13 protein-coding genes are annotated in these 18,370 nt (G+C 42.2%); 11 read left to right on the top strand and 2 right to left on the bottom strand.

Annotated features, from left to right (window positions below; translation table 11 throughout):
* Window positions 1–159 precede the first annotated feature (159 nt).
* The 3 genes from GTQ43_RS15630 to GTQ43_RS15620 all read left to right on the top strand — a co-directional run bounded on the left by GTQ43_RS15630 (window position 160) and on the right by GTQ43_RS15620 (window position 3,408).
* Complete coding sequence (locus GTQ43_RS15630) at window positions 160–1,065, top strand: alpha/beta fold hydrolase (RefSeq protein WP_265273503.1); 906 nt, start codon at window positions 160–162, stop codon at window positions 1,063–1,065.
* Between the two features lie 208 nt (window positions 1,066–1,273).
* The gene (locus GTQ43_RS15625) at window positions 1,274–2,245 is read left to right on the top strand and encodes a CobW family GTP-binding protein (RefSeq protein ID WP_265273502.1); all 972 of its coding nucleotides are present in this window, start codon (window positions 1,274–1,276) and stop codon (window positions 2,243–2,245) included.
* 92 nt (window positions 2,246–2,337) lie between these two features.
* On the top strand, window positions 2,338–3,408 hold the full coding sequence (locus GTQ43_RS15620) for a WD40 repeat domain-containing protein (protein WP_265273501.1): 1,071 nt from the start codon (window positions 2,338–2,340) through the stop codon (window positions 3,406–3,408).
* Window positions 3,409–3,750: 342 nt separating this feature from the next.
* On the opposite strand, the gene dnaG is transcribed toward GTQ43_RS15620, so the two are convergent.
* Window positions 3,751–5,706, bottom strand: a complete 1,956-nt coding sequence (dnaG, locus tag GTQ43_RS15615; protein ID WP_265273500.1) for a DNA primase — start codon at window positions 5,704–5,706, stop codon at window positions 3,751–3,753.
* 205 nt (window positions 5,707–5,911) lie between these two features.
* On the opposite strand from dnaG, the gene GTQ43_RS15610 reads away from it, so the two are divergent.
* From GTQ43_RS15610 to GTQ43_RS15575, 8 genes are all read left to right on the top strand, one after another.
* Window positions 5,912–7,264 carry an N-acetylmuramoyl-L-alanine amidase gene (locus GTQ43_RS15610; RefSeq protein WP_265273499.1) on the top strand — a complete coding sequence of 451 codons (1,353 nt, stop codon included), beginning with the start codon at window positions 5,912–5,914 and terminating at the stop codon, window positions 7,262–7,264.
* 605 nt (window positions 7,265–7,869) lie between these two features.
* Window positions 7,870–8,958 (top strand): TIR domain-containing protein, encoded by a 1,089-nt coding sequence (locus GTQ43_RS15605; protein ID WP_265273498.1) that lies wholly within the window; start codon window positions 7,870–7,872, stop codon window positions 8,956–8,958.
* A 658-nt stretch (window positions 8,959–9,616) separates the two neighbouring features.
* Window positions 9,617–10,648: a hypothetical protein gene (locus GTQ43_RS15600; protein ID WP_265273497.1), complete on the top strand. Its 1,032-nt coding sequence runs from the start codon at window positions 9,617–9,619 to the stop codon at window positions 10,646–10,648.
* On the top strand, window positions 10,633–11,586 hold the full coding sequence (locus GTQ43_RS15595) for an AAA family ATPase (RefSeq protein ID WP_265273496.1): 954 nt from the start codon (window positions 10,633–10,635) through the stop codon (window positions 11,584–11,586). The genes GTQ43_RS15600 and GTQ43_RS15595 overlap by 16 nt, the downstream gene beginning before the upstream one ends.
* A complete protein-coding gene (locus tag GTQ43_RS15590; protein WP_265273495.1) occupies window positions 11,579–13,063 on the top strand; it encodes a hypothetical protein in 1,485 nt (494 codons plus the stop codon). The genes GTQ43_RS15595 and GTQ43_RS15590 overlap by 8 nt, the downstream gene beginning before the upstream one ends.
* Window positions 13,064–13,264: 201 nt before the next feature.
* Entirely contained in the window at window positions 13,265–14,908 is a 1,644-nt protein-coding gene (locus GTQ43_RS15585) for a formylglycine-generating enzyme family protein (protein WP_265273494.1), read from the top strand.
* 148 nt (window positions 14,909–15,056) lie between these two features.
* On the top strand, window positions 15,057–15,773 hold the full coding sequence (locus GTQ43_RS15580; protein ID WP_265273493.1) for a hypothetical protein: 717 nt from the start codon (window positions 15,057–15,059) through the stop codon (window positions 15,771–15,773).
* 171 nt (window positions 15,774–15,944) lie between these two features.
* Complete coding sequence (locus tag GTQ43_RS15575; protein WP_265273492.1) at window positions 15,945–16,814, top strand: hypothetical protein; 870 nt, start codon at window positions 15,945–15,947, stop codon at window positions 16,812–16,814.
* A gap of 126 nt (window positions 16,815–16,940) precedes the next feature.
* Here the strand turns inward: GTQ43_RS15575 and GTQ43_RS15570 are convergent, their stop codons facing one another.
* Window positions 16,941–18,284, bottom strand: a complete 1,344-nt coding sequence (locus tag GTQ43_RS15570; protein ID WP_265273491.1) for a DEAD/DEAH box helicase — start codon at window positions 18,282–18,284, stop codon at window positions 16,941–16,943.
* Between the last annotated feature and the right edge of the window lie 86 nt (window positions 18,285–18,370).

The raw sequence follows: 18,370 nt of genomic DNA, 5'->3' as shown, positions 1-18,370 counted from the left end.
GACCCCAACCAATTGTAAGCACCGTATAGACGGTGGGGTTTTATACCCAAGTTCGGTTCGGTCACAGGCAGAGGGAGGAGGCAGTATTCCCTTCTGCCTTCTGCCTCCTGCCCTCTGCCTTTCTTGATAAACAAATTACAAGTGACAATATTTAATTTTATGTCAACAAATGTATTATCTACCTCTGCTCCTGTTGGCTTTGGTGGAGTGGTTCAAGAATATCTCTGGAATTGGGAAAATCAGCAATTGCGCGTTGTTTATGAAACCCTGGGTAAAGGTTCACCGCTATTGCTACTACCATCTTTCAGCAGTGTTTCGACACGTTCAGAAGTAGGCGAACTTGCCAAGTTACTAGCTCCCAATTTTCAAGTTGTAGCCTTAGACTGGCCTGGATTTGGTGAATCTTCTCGCCCTAGTTTGAATTACCGACCAGAAATATATCAGCACTTTCTGGAAGATTTTGTCAAAGCTATTTTTAATACTCCCATCACTGTAGTTGCGGCTGGCCATGCTGCTAGTTACGTTTTACAATTAGCTGTCAAGCAGACTGCTTTCTCAAAGATTTTATTATTAGCTCCTACTTGGCGTGGCCCTTTACCAACAATGGGGGCAAGTCAGCAAATAGCTGGCATTGTGCGAGAATTGGTGCGATCGCCTATACTGGGTCAAGCTCTCTACAAACTCAATACTACGCAATCTTTCTTAAGTTTTATGTACCGTCGTCATGTCTTTACTGACGCGGCTAAAATTACACCCAGTTTCATCGAGAAGAAGTGGCACACGACTCAACAACCAGGAGCGCGATTTGCATCTGCTGCCTTTGTAACTGGTAATCTTGATGCTGTACGCGAACAGTCAGATTTTCTGGAACTTGTGCAGTCTTTAACCGTACCGCTCATGGTAGTAATTGGGGAATCCAGCCCTCCCAAATCACGAGAAGAAATGAACGCTTTAGTCGCCTTACCAGGAATGAAAAGCGTTGTTATTCCTGGTTCTTTGGGACTGCATGAAGAATACCCAGAAGTGGTTTTAGAAGCAGTTCAAGATTTTCTGTTATTTTCATAAAATATCTATCAAGACGCAAAATAATTTTTCACAAGAAAATCGCGGGACGTGTGGAAGCTACTTGGCTTTTAGGCTGAGTGGTTAGCGATGATTCAGATCCCCGACTTCTTAAAGAAGTCGGGGATCTCGTTTTCTGCCGCTTTCAATAAAAAGATTTATCATAGGCGATAATGATTATCCACAAGGTGAGACAAGGGGAATTTAGAGTATGGTGGCTGACGTAATCAACAATTCAGTTCCCGTTACTGTTCTTACAGGCTACTTGGGAGCAGGTAAAACGACTCTACTCAATCACATCCTCACCTACGAACACGGCAAAAAAGTTGCTGTGATTGTTAATGAATTTGGGGAAGTGGGTATTGATAATCAATTGATTATCGATGCAGATGAAGAAATATTTGAAATGAATAATGGCTGTATCTGTTGTACAGTGCGTGGCGATTTAATTCGCATCATTGGTAATTTGATGAAGCGGCGTGATAAATTTGACCATTTAGTAATTGAAACAACGGGATTAGCCGATCCAGCACCAGTAATTCAGACATTTTTTGTGGATGAAGATTTGCAAAGCCAATTGTCCCTAGATGCGGTGGTGACAGTGGTAGATGCCAAACATATTTGGCAGCACTGGGATGCAGACGAAGCCCAAGAACAGATTGCTTTTGCCGATGTAATTTTACTTAATAAAACAGACTTGGTAGCGCCAGAAGAGTTAGATGAATTAGAAAAACGGATTCGGGCGATGAATGCGATCGCAAAAATTTACCGCACCCAAAATTCTGAACTAGGGATGGATGCTTTATTAGGTGTAAAAGCCTTTGATTTGGATCGTGCATTAGAAATTGATCCAGATTTCTTAGGCGAAGATGCCCACGTACACGATGAAACCGTCTTTTCTGTAGCTTTAGTGGAAGCGGGTGCAGTCGATGGAGAAAAATTAAACACTTGGCTTTCGGAGTTGCTGCGTACCCAAGGCCCAGATATCTTTCGGATGAAAGGCATTTTAAATATTGCTGGAGAAGAGAATCGATTTGTATTTCAAGGGGTACACATGATCTTTGATGGCAAACCCGATCGCCCCTGGAAACCAAACGAAACCCCCAAAAACGAATTAGTCTTCATCGGTCGCAACCTTGATGCAGCCCAACTCAAGGAAGATTTTCTCGCTTGTTTAGCTTAAATAAATAGTTAGGAGTTAGGAGTTATGAGTGATGAGTTAAAAATTCCTAACTTCTAACTCCTAACTTTTAATTCCTAACTTCTGTAGAAAATATGAACTCCATAACCAAATCTAAAGAATTTGAACAATACTATTCGGGGACACTTTCAGATTATGTAACTGCGATCGCTTGGTCGCCACAAGGTAAAACTTTAGCAGCAACTTCTGCCGATGGTGAAGTAGTTTTGTGGAATGATAGCGAACTTACAATGCTACAAACTGGTAACGGTAAATCAGTAGACTGTCTGGCATTTTCCCCAGATGGAAAATTTTTAGCCGTTGGCGGACAAGATGGACAAGTAAAAATTTGGCGCGATACTGAATTAATTGCCACGCTGGAAAATGCCCCCGCATGGGTTGACAAGCTAGCTTGGAATTACACCAGTAATCAACTGGCTTTTAGTTTAGGGCGTTACGTCCAAGTCTGGGATGCAGATACTCGTGAAATTGTCGTGACGCTGAATTTCGACAACTCTTCAGTATTAGGTATAGATTGGCGCATTGACGGACAATATTTAGCCATTAGTGGTTATAAGGGAGTCAAGATTTGGCACAGTCAAAACTGGGATGAAGAACCATACAGCCTAGATATGACTACTGTCAGTTTAGCTATGGCTTGGTCGCCCGATGGCAAATTCCTGGCTTCTGGCAACATGGATCGTAGTGTCACCGTTTTGGAATGGAATAACCCCGATCCTTGGGTAATGCGTGGCTTCCCTGGTAAAATTCGCCAATTGGCATGGTCAGAGGCTACCAACAAAGTAGGCGTGCCAATACTGGCATCTTCTAGCGTTGAAGGGATTGTGGTGTGGGAGAAACTAGAGGATGATACTTTAGGTTGGGAAGCACGAGTATTAACAAATCATGTTGGTGTGATTAATGCGATCGCCTTTGCACCCAAAAGCTTCCTGCTTGCTTCTGCGGCTGCTGACGGCTGGTTGTGTTTGTGGAACCAAGCTAAGGAAGTATCCCAAATTATCACAGGTGTCTCAGGAGGTTTTTCGACCTTAGCTTGGCATCCCCAAGGGAAGTTACTAGCCGGAGGCGGTGAGCAAGGCGAATTAGTTATTTGGTCAAAAGTTTTGCGGGGTCAAGGATTTGGGCGCAGTGAAAATAATTTGTAATTGATAATGCAATACGCTTGGGCTAAGAGGTTGTTTGAAAAGTTTTTTTATACGCCTAACCCTTGGAGATCCCCCTAAATCCCCCTTAAAAAGGGGGACTTGGATTCCGGTTCCCCCCTTTTTAAGGGGGGTTAGGGGGGATCAACGAGTGCCTAAAATCACACCTAACTACTTTTCAAACAACCTCTAAGGATTTATGGTTACGCATATTGAGTTCCTAGAGATGTCTAATACTGTTCGGTTAAGGCAAGGGATGCGATAAATAAAGAGACGCGATAAATCGCCGTCTTTACAATAATCAGTCCTTTGTAGAGACGGCGATTTATCATGTCTTGCCTTAACCTACAACAACTCTGTGATGGAAAATAATCGTTGTCGGTCTATTTTCTGAAGCTTGATTTTTTCAGCGTAGAAAGCTTGATAATAAGATTGATAGCGCTCTGGTTCAGCTTCTGGATCGGTTTGTTGCCATAGTTCCAAAAAGTGACGATAGCGTTTTTCAAGCATGACTAAATCCATGCAAGCGATCGCAGCTTGAACTACTTGCGGAGTCCGAAGTATTTCTTTCTGGTTTTTTTCATTTACATGGAATAAATGGGAAATTAACCCCATTTCGCTGCTAAATTCTAAAAACTGGTCTTGCAAGCGAGAAATTAAATCTGGTTGAGACGCAACATTTCTTGTTTCTCCATCATCGAATGATATTTCTAAAATTTGTTGCCATAAAAATCGGTGGTGAGAAAGGCTAAATTGCAAATCTCGCTCCTCTAGTTCGGCAATAATCGCTTGACGCTGTTCAGGACAATGTAAGTAAATCCTTAGTAATAATGCCTCTGCGTGTTCTAAAAGACTGCGTTCGCTTTGTACAGATGTTTCATTTGACTTGTGGACTCCAGAGTTTTGCTGCTTGCGTAAGAAACCTTTTATCGACGAACCTGGAATATAAGGTTGTGGAGCAATTTGAGTTAGCAGATTTTCGACTCGTAGGGGTATAAGTCTGGTATCTCCCAAGCTGAGTATCTCTGCACAGTAGGAAACGTAATAATTTCGTGTATCGCTGTTAGCGATATTTTTAAGTAATTTGACTAATTGCTGAGTTACTTGCTGAAAATCAGTAGCCTGTTTTAAATCTCGGTCTTGAATAATTTGCTGAATCTGCCAATCTAACCAAAGTGGCGCATTTTTTAGCAGTTCTCTATAATCTTCGGGAGTGTGACTATGTAAATATTCATCAGCATCTTTACCATCGGGTAAATTGAGAATTTTTAGCTGAACTTCGCCTTTATATGCTAGTTCGGCAATTTCACCGATCGCACGTTCGGCGGCATTGGTTCCGGCTTTATCGGCATCAAAGTTGAGGATTAATTGCTTCGATTCGGTGTAGCGTAATATTAATCGGACTTGTTCTAAACTTAAGGCTGTACCGAGAGAGGCGACGGCGTTATTAATCCCAGCAGCGTGGAGAGCGATCGCATCAAAATATCCCTCTACCACCACTGCTTGATCGAGTTGGGAAATTCCACCCTTGGCTCGATCGAGGGCAAATAATGTTTTACCTTTACTAAAAAGTTCTGTTTCTGGTGAGTTCAGATATTTAGGCTGTTCATCCGTCAGCGTTCTCCCACCAAAGGCAATGACACGCCCTTGGACATCGCGGATGGGAATCATTAAGCGATCGCGAAATACATCATAATAACCGCCTCCTTCCTTCCTCGGCTTAATCAATCCCGCTTTTTCTAGTATCTGCGCAGGTAAATGTTTATCTTCTACAAGATAACGATAAAGAGTTTCCCAACCTGCGGGGGCATAACCTAAACCAAACTGCTGTATGGTTTCTTCTTTGAGTTGGCGGTTAGATTGCAAATATTGAAATGCCTTTTGCCCTTGGGATTGTCTTAGGGCGTGTTGATAAAATTGGGCGGACGTTGCCAAAACTTCATATAATTGTTCACGCAAAGATAGCTGACGCTGTAATTCTTGGCGTTGTTCGGGTTCTAGGGTTTGCACAGGTACTTGGTAACGCCGTGCTAAATCCAACACCACATCAATAAAAGAACGCTTTCCCAACTCCATGACAAACTTAATCGCATTTCCCGCAGCTTGACAGCCGAAGCAATAGTACATTTGCTTGGTCTGACTGACGGTGAAGCTAGGAGATTTTTCATCATGGAAGGGACACAAACCGACAAAATCCTTTCCACGTTTGCGTAAAACTACGTATTCCGAGATGACATCTACAATATCAGCCCGTAGTTTAACTTCCTCAATTGTATCTGGGTGCAAGCGGGGGATTTGCATATTTAGTTATTGGGATTGGGCATGGGGCATGGGTTATCCTTCTTTTATTCCTCGCTTTTAGTCCTCAGTCCCGGAGCATTAAGTTTGGAGAAATAACAAAGTCCAAATGACTTTGGACTTCTGATGGCTATTATATTCTTGTTGCTAGACCAAGAATGATCTATACAATTGCTTACATTTAATTTTATCAGAGGAAATACTGACAATGGGACGTATTTTTATATCCGCGGCTCATGGAGGGAAAGAAGCTGGAGGGATCGATCCAGGTGCGATCGCGGGTGGTACAACTGAAGCTAAAGAAATGATTCTGCTGCGGGATTTGATTGTTACAGAACTGAGGGCGCGGAATTTGGAAATTTTGGCGGTTCCTGATGACTTGAGTGCCGCCCAAACTATCACTTGGATCAATTCTCGCGGCGGTAGGGGTGATGTTGCCCTAGAGATTCAATCTGATGCGGCTAACAGCCCTTCTGTGCGTGGGGCTAGCGTCTTTTATATTTCTAATAATAGCGATCGCAAAAGCAATGCCGAACAGCTACTAATAGGATTGTTGCGCCGCGTGCCTCAATTACCAAATCGCGGAGTCAAGCCAGATACAGATAGTGGATTGGGTAGTTTAGCATTCTGTCGCCAGACAACGCTTCCAGCATTGGCGATGCAAGTGGGGTTTATCACCAATCCAGAAGATCGGGCTTTGCTACAAACTCGTCGCCGTGATTTTGCTTTGGGAATTGCCGATGGATTAGTAACTTGGAGTCGCTTGATTGACCCCACTCCCGGAACTCCAGCAGAAGCAAATTATCAACCAATAAATATTAATATTAATGGACAAAATTATTCAGAGCAAGGAGTGTTAGTCAATGGCAATGCTTACATTCCCATTGATTTAGTAGACATTCTGCGGATTGACCTTTCTAAAGCGGCTAATGTTAATCGAATTACCTATCGGAAAGTAGTTTATGTAAAAGCCATCGAACTGCGAGATTTTCATATTGCAGTCACTTGGGATGCTGGAACTCGGACTGTCAGCTTGCGATCGAATTTAATGGTTTGCTCTGGTCAAATTAACCGGGTAATGTCGAACGGAAATACTTCAGAAGTCCAGTTACAATTATTCCTGAGAAACAATAATCAAAATGCTTTGGCAAGTTTTCCTGACATTCCAAAACTTTATCGAGAAGAAGCAGGTATAGAAGGAGTGAACTATGATATCGCCTTTTGTCAAATGTGTGTAGAAACAGGATTTTTACGGTTTGGTGGTGATATTAAACCTGAGCAAAATAACTTTGCTGGCTTAGGTGCGATCGGTGGTGCTTCAGAGGTTGCATCTTTTCCCAGTGCCAGAATTGGAGTCAGGGCACACATCCAACATTTAAAAGCTTACGCTAGTTTAGAACCCTTGGTACAGGAAGTAGTAGACCCAAGATTTCGCTTTGTTACACGCGGAATTGCGCCATTAATCGATCAGCTATCAGGGCGGTGGTCAGCAGATTTAGATTATGGTACAAAAATTTCTGCAATGCTGAAACGATTGTATGAGTCCGCAGGACTTCTTTAACCCGAATTTCTCACCACATCTCAATACAGCACTTTGCAAGTAAATGAAGTACTGCTTGGGGCTACGGTGAATTACCCCCCTTAATCCCCCCTTATAAAGGGGGGAAAAAGAAATCTAGTTCCCTCCCCTTTATAAGCTACGGTGTACACACAAGTCTTTGAGAGTGGTCTCATAGGCTTTTGATCCCCCCAACCCCCTTAAAAAGGGGGGCAAAAGTCTCTTAAAGTCCCCCTTTTTAAGGGGGATTTAGGGGGATCTCCAACGATTTTGGGTTTCTACAGAGATGTGTGTACACCGTAGTTTATAAGGGGAGGGTTAGGGTGGGGTATTTTTGTACCTCACCAACTCGCAATCTGCTGTAATTAAATAAGTAATGAGTAATGAGTAATGTATCTTACTTATTACTTATTACTTCGCCCGTGAGGTAAGAAGTGGGAGAGTTCAATCTGCCTTGTTTCTTTCCCCTCTCTCATGCGTGAGAAATACGGGTGTAGCACCTGGCGCAACACAGAGAGAAGAGAAATAGAGAAGATTTTTGTGTCAGTTTTGGGATATTTTTTTACTTGGAAGTCCCTAAGTTTTTATAGCAAATTATGTGAGTAATTATGACTTTTTCTAGCGATCGTCTGCAAAAAATCTTATTTCTGGCTGCCAATCCTCAAGACACCACTCGTCTACGGCTTGGTGAAGAGTTGCGAGACATTGGAGAAGGACTGCAACGTTCTCAAAAGCGCGACCAATTTCAATTAGAGCAACGGTTGGCGGTTCGTCCTCGTGATATTCAACGGGCGATGCTGGATGTCAGTCCGCAGATTGTCCATTTTTCAGGACATGGGACAGGGGAACAAGGACTAGTCTTTGAAGATGAAATTGGTAATACAAAGCTTGTGGATGGGGAAGCACTGGCAAGGCTGTTTGCCCTGTTTGCTGACCAAATTCGCTGTGTTGTGCTAAACGGTTGTTATTCAGAAGTGCAAGCCAAAGCGATCGCTAATCACGTTGATTGTGTAATTGGCATGAACCAAGCAATTGGAGATCGAGCAGCTATCGAGTTTGCCGTAGGGTTTTATGATGCCATCGGTGCAGGTCGTCCGATTGAGTTTGCTTACAAGCTAGGGTGTGCAGCAATTGGGATGGCAGGTATTGCAGAACATTTGACCCCAGTGCTGCTAAAAAAAACCACATCTTTTGATGCTACTGTTCAACCTATCTCCGATACTGTTGTTCAACCTCCAGTTGAGCAATTACAGAATGTGCCAATCGATGTATTTATCTCCTACTCCCATAAAGATGACAACTTGGTGGAAGAATTTATCATTCATCTTGCTAACCTCAAGCGGCAGGGTAAGATTACTGCCTGGTACGATCGCGCCATCGAAGCGGGAGAAGAATGGGAAACTCAAATTAAGAGGCAACTGGAATCGGCTCGGATCGTTTTGCTGCTGATCAGTCCTCCATTCATGGCATCGGATTATTGCTATGACATAGAAATGCAGGGAGCGATCGCCCGACACAATCAAGGCACAGCAAGGGTAATTCCAATTATTCTCAGACCTTGTGATTGGAAAGATTCACCATTTAGTAAACTCAAGGTTCTACCAAAAGATGGCGAACCTATAACTCAATGGAGCGATCGCGATGCCGCATTTCTAAATGTGGTAGAAGGGATTCGCAAAGCGGTTAATTCCCTGTAAAATGAGTCACGAAAGTAGATTAATTATTAAAGATCGAGTGTGTTAACCGCTTAAACGCAGAGTTAGATAGGACTTACGCATAAGAGATCCCCCAACCCCCTTAAAAAGGGGACTTTTCAAATCCCCCCCTTAAAAAAGGCTACGGTGTATACACAAGTCGAATTACCCCCTTAATCCCCCCTTGTAAAGGGGGGAAACCGGAAAATCTTGTTCCCTCCCCAATACATACGGGGAGGGTTAGGGTGGGGTAAACCTTCGTTAATCAGCTATTTCAGACTTGTGTGTACACCGTAGCTTAAAAAAGGGGGGGGGGCTAGGGGGGGATCGAGGTTTCAGGTTTTGAGTGCGTAAGTCCTGTTAGAATGACTCCTTGGCAAAGTTCAGAATGTTCCTATCCTGATTTATTTATCTTCTAAATCTCAATACCATCTGGCTATCCAACTCTTGCAGTAAGAGTGTTCCAAAAAATAAATAATCCAAAACCCGTCATTGCGAGCGACGCGAAGCAATCCCAAGGGCTGTGATTGCTTCGCTTCGCTCGCAATGACAATTGGGCATTTTTTTACTTGGAGTACTCTAAGTTTTTTCAGGCAGTATGGATGCTATAATTTCAGCGACCTCAGCAGATATTTCAGATATTAATTATTAAGGAGAATATATGCCTTCGCTTAAGCGTTTAGAGGCAAAATATGAAGACCTAGAAGAGGAATATGAAGAAGTTCGGAAGAAGTTGAAATGGTTTAAGAAAGAAAAAATAACCAAAACTGATTCGGAAGCGAAATATGAGCTAGAACGGCGAATTGAAGAGTATGAAGCAAAACTAGAAGAAATAGAAGCAGAACTCGACGAGTTAGAAAAACAAATTAATCAACCGAAAGCAGGAGAAAACTCTGATTTAGAAAAAAGCCAAACTTTTGATTTTTTATATAAATCACTATTAAAGTTAGGATACTGGGAACAGCAAAACCTCTTTGAAGAGATTGCTGGAAAACATTCTCATGGTGTGTTTTTAATCCAAGGTCGTTCCAAAGACTACGGTCAAAGATGGCTGCTCAATCGACTAGCTTCACCTTCGATTATCCCGAAAATTTTGGAAGGCAAAAGTATTATTATTGACTTAAATCGGACTTCTTCAAGAACAGATATCTTAGCAATTTGGGATGAATTTGCAGGTCGAGTTGGATTACCTGAAAAGAGTTTACCTTCTCAGATTACCGAAAAAATTTGCGAACTATGGAAATCCCAGAATGTTTTAATTGCGTTTAACAATGCTGATGAAACGATTAAAGAAAATTTGTGTGATTTACTTAACATTTTTTGGGCATCACTGACTCAAAAGATATTAGCAGATAATTCTCAAGAACACTCATTTAAACTAATGATCTTCCTCATAGACTATCAATGTGTAATATCTCAGTGGAATGTCGGTTTTGTCGAGAATTATGATTCAGATTGGCAACCAAATTTACCTTTAGGATTACCCGCGATCAATCCATTTTTAGAGAAAGATATGAGGGATTGGTTAAATTATCAAAGTGATTTCTTACCTCCAGCTATCTCTGCCAATAAGACAGAAACCCTGAGAATGCTTTCAGAAAAGCAAGGGATTCCAATGCCAACTTTCCGAAAAATTTGCGATCTTTGTGGTTGTAATTGGTTTGAGCAGGAGAATAAATGGTTACGTCTCTAAATATTGAACCCCTTAAATATACGGGCACTAAGCAACCAAAACCAGGTGATAGTTATAAAAGTAGGCTCATCTATCCTTACCTACCCAGCCAAAAATTAGTGGATGTTGTGAATCTAGCGATTTACTTAGGTCGTCCATTATTACTCAAAGGAGAACCTGGATGTGGCAAAACTCAACTAGCTCTTGCAGTTGCTTATGAGTTAGGACTAGATTTTGAGGCTTGGTATGTAAAATCAACCAGTCGAGCTAAAGATGGTTTGTACGTTTATGATACCATTGGACGGCTACGTGATGCTCAATTAGCGGCATCTGGTTCTTTAACCACAGAAGAAAAGAAACGCTTTGACGATCCAACATCTTATATTCGTTTGGGAGCATTAGGTCGAGCTTTTATTAATCCCCAACGGACGGTAGTTTTAATTGATGAGATTGACAAAGCCGATATCGATTTTCCCAATGATTTATTGCTAGAACTCGACGAGCAACTGATTCAGATTGAAGAGGTGCGAGAAAATGGGAAAGAAAAGGAGATTAAAGCAGTCAATTCACCAATCGTTTTTATCACTAGTAACGACGAGAAAGATTTACCTGATGCCTTTTTGCGGCGGTGTTTATTCTATTACGTTCATTTTCCCAACTATGAACAAATTGTACAAATTGTCAAATATAGATTTCCTGGAATTGCAGATGAACTGACAAATACAGCTGTTTCCCGTTTTATGAAATTACGGGAATCTATGGAGGGTGAAACTGGTAAATTCAGTAAGAATGTGAGTACGAGTGAATTGCTCGATTGGATTAAGGCTCTAAAGCGAGATTCATTACAAGATGTATTAAATAAGTTGTCGGGTGAAGCCCAACTACCTTACTTAGAAGTATTACTCAAAAGTTGGGATGCCCATATCAATTATTTGAGGTTAACTAGCGATCGTGAATGATCCAGCATTATTAGAACTATTCACCTGTTTAAGGAAAGCAGGTTTTCCTTTGGGGTTGGCAGAATATCATCTGCTGCTGGAATCTATGAATGCAGGTTTTGGAACTAGCGATCGCACTGCACTAGCCCAATTATGCAGTGCCCTCTGGGTAAAATCCCAGCGAGAAGAAGAAATTTTTCAAGATTATTTTGACCAAATCATTCCAGACCGACTAGAACAAGATTTTTTTGCAAGTAAAATGGAGGATATTAGCTCAACAACAATTCTCAAAGCACAACCGACTTTTGAGAAACGTCAAACGGCTCGAATCGCACGCTTGGTAATTTTAGGACTTGCAACTTGCTCTGTTGCGATCGCTAGCGGATTCTTCCTCAAAAATCTTATCTTTCAAACACCAGATCCATCACTAGCTGGCAGTTTAGCCTTTGATGGTATTCCTTTTATTATTCCTCAATTCACTGCTAAAGAAACTGAAAAGACAGCTAAAATCCAAATTATCCGCACTGGGGGTAGTCATGGAGCAGTCAGGGCAATATTGAATTTATCAGAATCAGACCGTCTTCAGGATACTCCTAAAGTCATTAAATTTGCGGACGGCGAAGCAGGAAAAAAAATAATTCAAATTCCGATTATCAACAACGATCGCGCTGAAATTGACTATCCTATTACTTTATCTTTATCTGACCCTGAAGGTGGTGTCAAACTTGGCAATCAAAGGGAAGCAATCTTAACTATTCAAGATGATGATGGGGGTATGTGGGCTGGACTGAAGCCCTTTTTTGATGAATTGGAACTGCTATGGATTACAGTTACTTCCATAATGTTGATTTTTCTTGTTTGGAGGCTGTGGAAAATTCGACAGACAGCCGCTGCTAGAGATGAAGCGATCATTCCTGAGACTTACACCAATTTACCCAAAACGATGCTGTCTCCTGGAGTGATTCGGACAATGGCTGACGAGATTCAAGTTGCGAAAGTAATCAGGCAATCGGATAACGAACTTAACCAATTCCCCTTAATCATTAAGGATTTGCCTATCACCCATCGACAAATGAAGCAAGGGTGGCGTTATCTGCGTCAGTTTAGTCGTGAGGGGACACCCATCGAGCTAGATATGGAAGCCACCATTCAACAGGTTGCCCAGCACGGACTTTTATTAAATCCGGTGTTAGTTCCACGACGTACCAATCGCATAGAACTTCTGCTGTTAATCGATCGAGATGGTTCGATGGTTCCGTTTCATCATCTTTCCCAAGAGTTGGCAGATACAGCAATGCGTGGAGGGCGTTTCAGTCGGGTTCGAGTTTACTACTTTCATAACTGTCCAGATGACTACCTGTACCGCGATCGCTATCATTTAGAGGCAGAATCAATTGATGATTGTTTATCAAACTTGCCTAAATCTCGAACAGTTTGCTTAATTTTTAGCGATGCTGGCGCGGCGCGGGGGGATTTAGTTCTAGGCGACGGCGGTTAACAAAATTCTTTTTAAAAGAGCTAGGGCAGTATGTACGTTACACTACTTGGCTTAATCCGGTTCCTCGCGATCGCTGGAAAACTACAACTGCCCATGATATTGCGGCTTTAGTTCCCATGTTTGAGGTAAATCGTCAGGAATTTTACAGCGCGATCGATATCTTACGAGGACGGCATCAACCTTTGAAAGAGGTACGCTAAGATGACAAATCCTAGTGTTTTGTTGACTGAAACCCCCTCTGAGCAAATTGAACAGGCGATCGCATCATTTCAGAGACGATTTACCGAAGCCCACCTATATTTAGCCTATCATGCTGCCTTGCCCATTGCTCTCACGCCCCATTTAACCTACTGTCTCTGGGCAAATTTTCCGATGGACATCGAAAAGCAGGACTTGAAAGTGCCCTGGATTGCAGTAGCCGATTTGCTACTCTCTCCACTCTGCCAAGAGGTAGGACATGAGCTATATGAAATGAATGCAGATTTACGCAATTATCTACTAGAGCAAATGATTCATCATCCTAGCTTCGGTCAGAAGCGGGTTGAGGAATTAGCCCATTTTTTACTATCCTATGTACAGCGAGAATTAAATAATTCTAAATCGTCTACACAAACTCTCGCCCAAGCTCAACGTTGGACGGCACTTGCTTATGTCTATCCTGAAGCTGTCGCCCATGATTTAGCTAACAAGCTTAACGAATTAAACCTCAGTGAAAAAACAGAATGGCTGCGGCTGACATCATTAACAGAAGCGATCGCTACTCCTTTACGTCAAGTTAATTTTGACTCCCTATTAGCATATCTTCAGGGGATGCGTCAACTGGCTCGTGGCAATCATATCGAAGCAGAATCAACCCTCAAATCTTTGCCAGCCTATAATAATCAAATTGTCGTTGCAGGAGTAACTTTACCCGTTCCTGAGTTCCAAAACTCTAATTGGCAGATCAACCCGATTGCATCCAGAGCTATCTCACTAAAGTCATTTAAATTTGAGACAGCGAAACTGATTCGCCAACCCCGATTTATGCGGATGGGTTCACGCTGGATAATCGAGCGACACGAACAACAAGGAACCCTGTTTGACGAGCGATTAGACGGACAAGTTAATCTAGAAATGGTGCGTATACCACAGGGTAACTGCTGGATGGGCACTGCAAATAAGGAGGGAGACTATCGCGAACGCCCTCAACATCCAGTCATCGTTGAGTCTTTCTTTTTAAGCCGTTTTCCAGTGACACAAGCCCAGTGGCTGGCAATTGCCAAGACTACCAAAGTCAGGATTGAACTCAATTCTGACCCCTCCGACTTTAAAGGCGATCGTCTACCTGTGGAACATATTACCTGGTTTGAAGCGATCGAGTTTTGCGAACGCTTGCAATTACAGACTGGGAAACCTTATCGTTTACCCAGCGAAGCCGAGTGGGAATATGCTTGTCGAGCAGGGACAGAAACCCCATTTTACTTTGGCGAAACGATTTCTCCTCAACTTGCCAATTATGACGGAAGTAAAAGATATCGTTCTGGCCCGAAAGGGCGATCGAGCAAACAAACTACTGAAGTCGGTTCTTATATTGCAGCCAATGCTTTTGGGCTAGATGAAATGCATGGCAACGTCTGGGAATGGTGTGCCGATCACTGGTACGACGATTACACAAATGTACCAGCAAATGGAAGTATCCGAATTACTAACAACCGGGCTTCACCTAGAGTTATTCGGGGTGGTTCCTGGATCAATGAACCGGGTATATGTCGTTCTGCCTATCGTAACGGTATTCCTCCTGACAACAAAGTACTTACAATCGGCTTCCGAGTGGCGGTATCATTGCACAAAGTGAATTTCAAATGAGCTTTTGACATCAAATATATTTATTGTTTTTCGTTATAAAAAGTTCATAATACTTATTCAATAGTACCCTAAGAGGTACTATTAATGCTGAATAGAATGTGGTATTTAGTAGATTTATATGGAAGAAATAAGTAATAAAATTTAATCTATGAGTACCCTTTCTGAACTTCAAAGTAGAAAGCTTGGATTACTTGAATTAATCTCAATCGGTTTTGATTTATATCTCAAGAATTTTAAGGTATTTTTGAGCCTTTATTGTATTTTCCTACCTTTCTCAAGCATCGTAATCATTTCTAGTAGCTTTAGAGTATCCTTCTCCAATCCTATTTTTTCAATTTTGTCATTTTTATTTTTTCTGTTTTATACCATTGTCATCCTACCAAGTTATACTGCTGCTACTGCTATCATCATAGAAGGCTCGGTTCTTGGAGAAAGACCTCAACTTAAAGCTGTAATTAGACGAATATTGTCTTGTATTTTACCTTTAATTGGCTTGAATATCAGATTTGGGATTAATTACTTTTTTAGAATTCTTTTATTAATTGTTCCAGGTATTATTTATCTGATCAACAACGGCTACTATTCTATAGCTTTTATTCTCCGAGATCAAAGAGGTAACGCAGCATTTGAATACAGTAAAACCTTAGTCAAGGGCAATTGGTGGAGGGTATTTTTCTTTTATTTAATACTCACCTTAACTAGCTTTGGATTACTAAGAATTTTCGATAAAATTCTGACTATTTCTATAGCAAACTCTCCACTATTAGTTACTGTTTTATCAAATGCATTAGTAGGCTTAGTTGGTCAGGTAGTTGGAGTGAGTGGAGTTTTAATTTTTCTTAACTTAGAATTTCAAACCCGATAAGAGTACTCCAAGTAAAAAAATGCCCAATTGTCATTGCGAGCGTTCGCGAAGCAATCCCAAGGGCTGTGATTGCTTCGCGAACGCTCGCAATGACGGGTTTTGGATCATTTATTTTTTGGAACACTGTAACATCAGAACCACATCTTTTTAAGCTAACCCGATGATGTAAATATGACTGAGTCATCTGCCCTAACTATTTTATTTTTAGCCGCAAATCCAATAGGAAGCTCTCAGTCACGTTTAGAACAGGAAGCACGAGATATTAGTGATGGGTTACTAAGAGCAAGACATCGCGATCGCTTCCAATTTCAACAACGATGGGCGGTACGTCCTAGAGATATTCAACTTGCCCTTCTAGAATGCAATCCTCAGATTGTTCATTTTGCTGGAAATCGTCAACAGGACAAGATATTAGAACAAAAAGGAACTATTGCAGAAACAGAAATTGAGCCAGAGGAAGGATTAGTATTTGAAGATGATACCGGACATATTCATCTTATCCCTGCCAATGCCTTAGCAGATTTATTTAAGTTATTTTCGGATCGGGTGAACTGTGTTCTATTGAACGGTTGTTACACCAAGGTTCAAGCAAAGGTAATTGCAGAACATATTCCCTATGTGATTGGGATGAAGCAATCAATTACCGATAAAGCGGCTCTAGATTTTGCTTTGGGATTTTATGATGCCCTAGGATCTGGTCGGTCAATAGAGTTTGCTTATCATCTAGGCTGTTCAGCAATTCAAATGTCAGGACTGCCTGAACATTTAACCCCTATTCTCTATAAAAAAACAGAATCTGATTCTTCTAGGCTAAATCCTGTTATATTCGATGGTAAAACTCGAAATATATCTTCAAAACGGCATATTCAAGAAAAGCGCGAAGACTTAGAAGAAGAATATCAGAATATTCGTAAAAAGTTGAAATTTTTGAAGCAGGAATGGAATATTAAAACTGATTCAGAAGCCAAATATGAACTGAAACAACGAATTGAGCAGTATGAAGAACAGTTGCAAAATATTGAGGGATTACTTGATGAGTAGAAAGTAGTGCGATCGCAATTTAAATGTGTCCAAATACCTTTGGTAATGGTAACAATATTTCTCAGTAATGTTTGAATTTGCTACTACACAAAGCTTAGTCCACCTGCGTGGACTAACGAGAAATCATTAGCGATCGCGTTTAGCAGAACGACGCGATGCCGACGAACGCGCCCCAGGCTTATCGCCATTGGTCGCAGGTGGCGCTGCTTTACGTTTAGCTGATGTTTGTGGTAAAGGTTTCGGTGTGCGAGCCGGACGCTTCTCACCTCCCGGCTTGGCTCTGTGTTGCCGTCCATTTGGGATTGCTTCGGGCTGAATATCGGGGTTAGGGCCAAAGCCAGCCACTACTTCCCTTGGTAAGCGTTGCTGAATCAGTTTTTCGATATCTGTCAAGAGACTGTATTCATCAACGCACACCAGCGATACAGCTTCACCGGATGCGCCAGCGCGTCCAGTTCGCCCAATGCGATGAACATAATCCTCCGGTACATTGGGTAGATCGAAGTTCACTACATGGGGCAATTCGCTGATGTCAAGACCCCTCGCAGCAATGTCTGTCGCCACTAAGACCTGTAAAGTACCATTCTTGAACTTTGCCAGAGCATTAGTACGCACTGGCTGGCTCTTATTCCCGTGGATTGCCAGTGCTTGAATCCGGTCTTCGGCTAACTGCTTAACTAAACGGTCAGCGCCATACTTGGTGCGAGTAAACACTAGCACTTGATACCAATTGTCTCGCCGAATCAGGTGAGCAAGTAATTGGCGTTTTTTGTCACGGTCTACTTGATAAACTTTCTGGGCGATGGTCTCGGCGGTAACGTTACGGCGTGCTACCTCAATCATCTTTGGGTTATTGAGCAGTCCGGCGGCTAGTGCCTTAATTTTGTCGGAAAAAGTCGCGAAGAATAGCAAATTTTGTCGCTGTTTGGGCAGGAGCGAAAGGATGCGGCGGATATCATTAATAAAGCCCATGTCCAGCATCCGATCTGCTTCATCTAGCACCAAAACCTCAATATACGATAGGTTCAGCGTTCCCTGCTGTACGTGGTCTAGCAGTCGCCCTGGGGTGGCAACCAAGATATCCACTCGGTTCTTCAAACGCTGTTTTTGCAAATTAATACTAACTCCGCCGAACATCACCATTGAGTTTAGCTGCAAGTATTTGCCGTACTCACGCACGCTTTCTTCCACCTGGGCAGCGAGTTCACGAGTCGGGGTAAGAATCAGCGCTCGGATCGGCCGATATCCATTCGATGTACCTTTGCTGCTCTTGTCAGACGACAAGCGATGCAGGAGTGGCAGAGTAAAACTAGCGGTTTTTCCAGTGCCAGTTTGTGCGCCAGCTAGCAGATCGCTACCCGACAAGACGGCAGGAATCGCCTGGATCTGAATTGGCGTAGGTTCCGTGTACCCTCGCTCTGTAACCGCACGGATAATTTCATTGGACAAGCCGAGAGTAGAAAAAGACATAAGACTCCAAAAATAGCATCGGCCTGTCGCCAATGGCGGCGTCAGTCTTAGGCGGACGGATTAAAAAGCATTGAAAGACTGGATGG

Source organism: Nostoc sp. KVJ3, assembly GCF_026127265.1.
Lineage (GTDB): Bacteria > Cyanobacteriota > Cyanobacteriia > Cyanobacteriales > Nostocaceae > Nostoc.
This window is presented reverse-complemented; position numbering and strand designations above follow the sequence as displayed.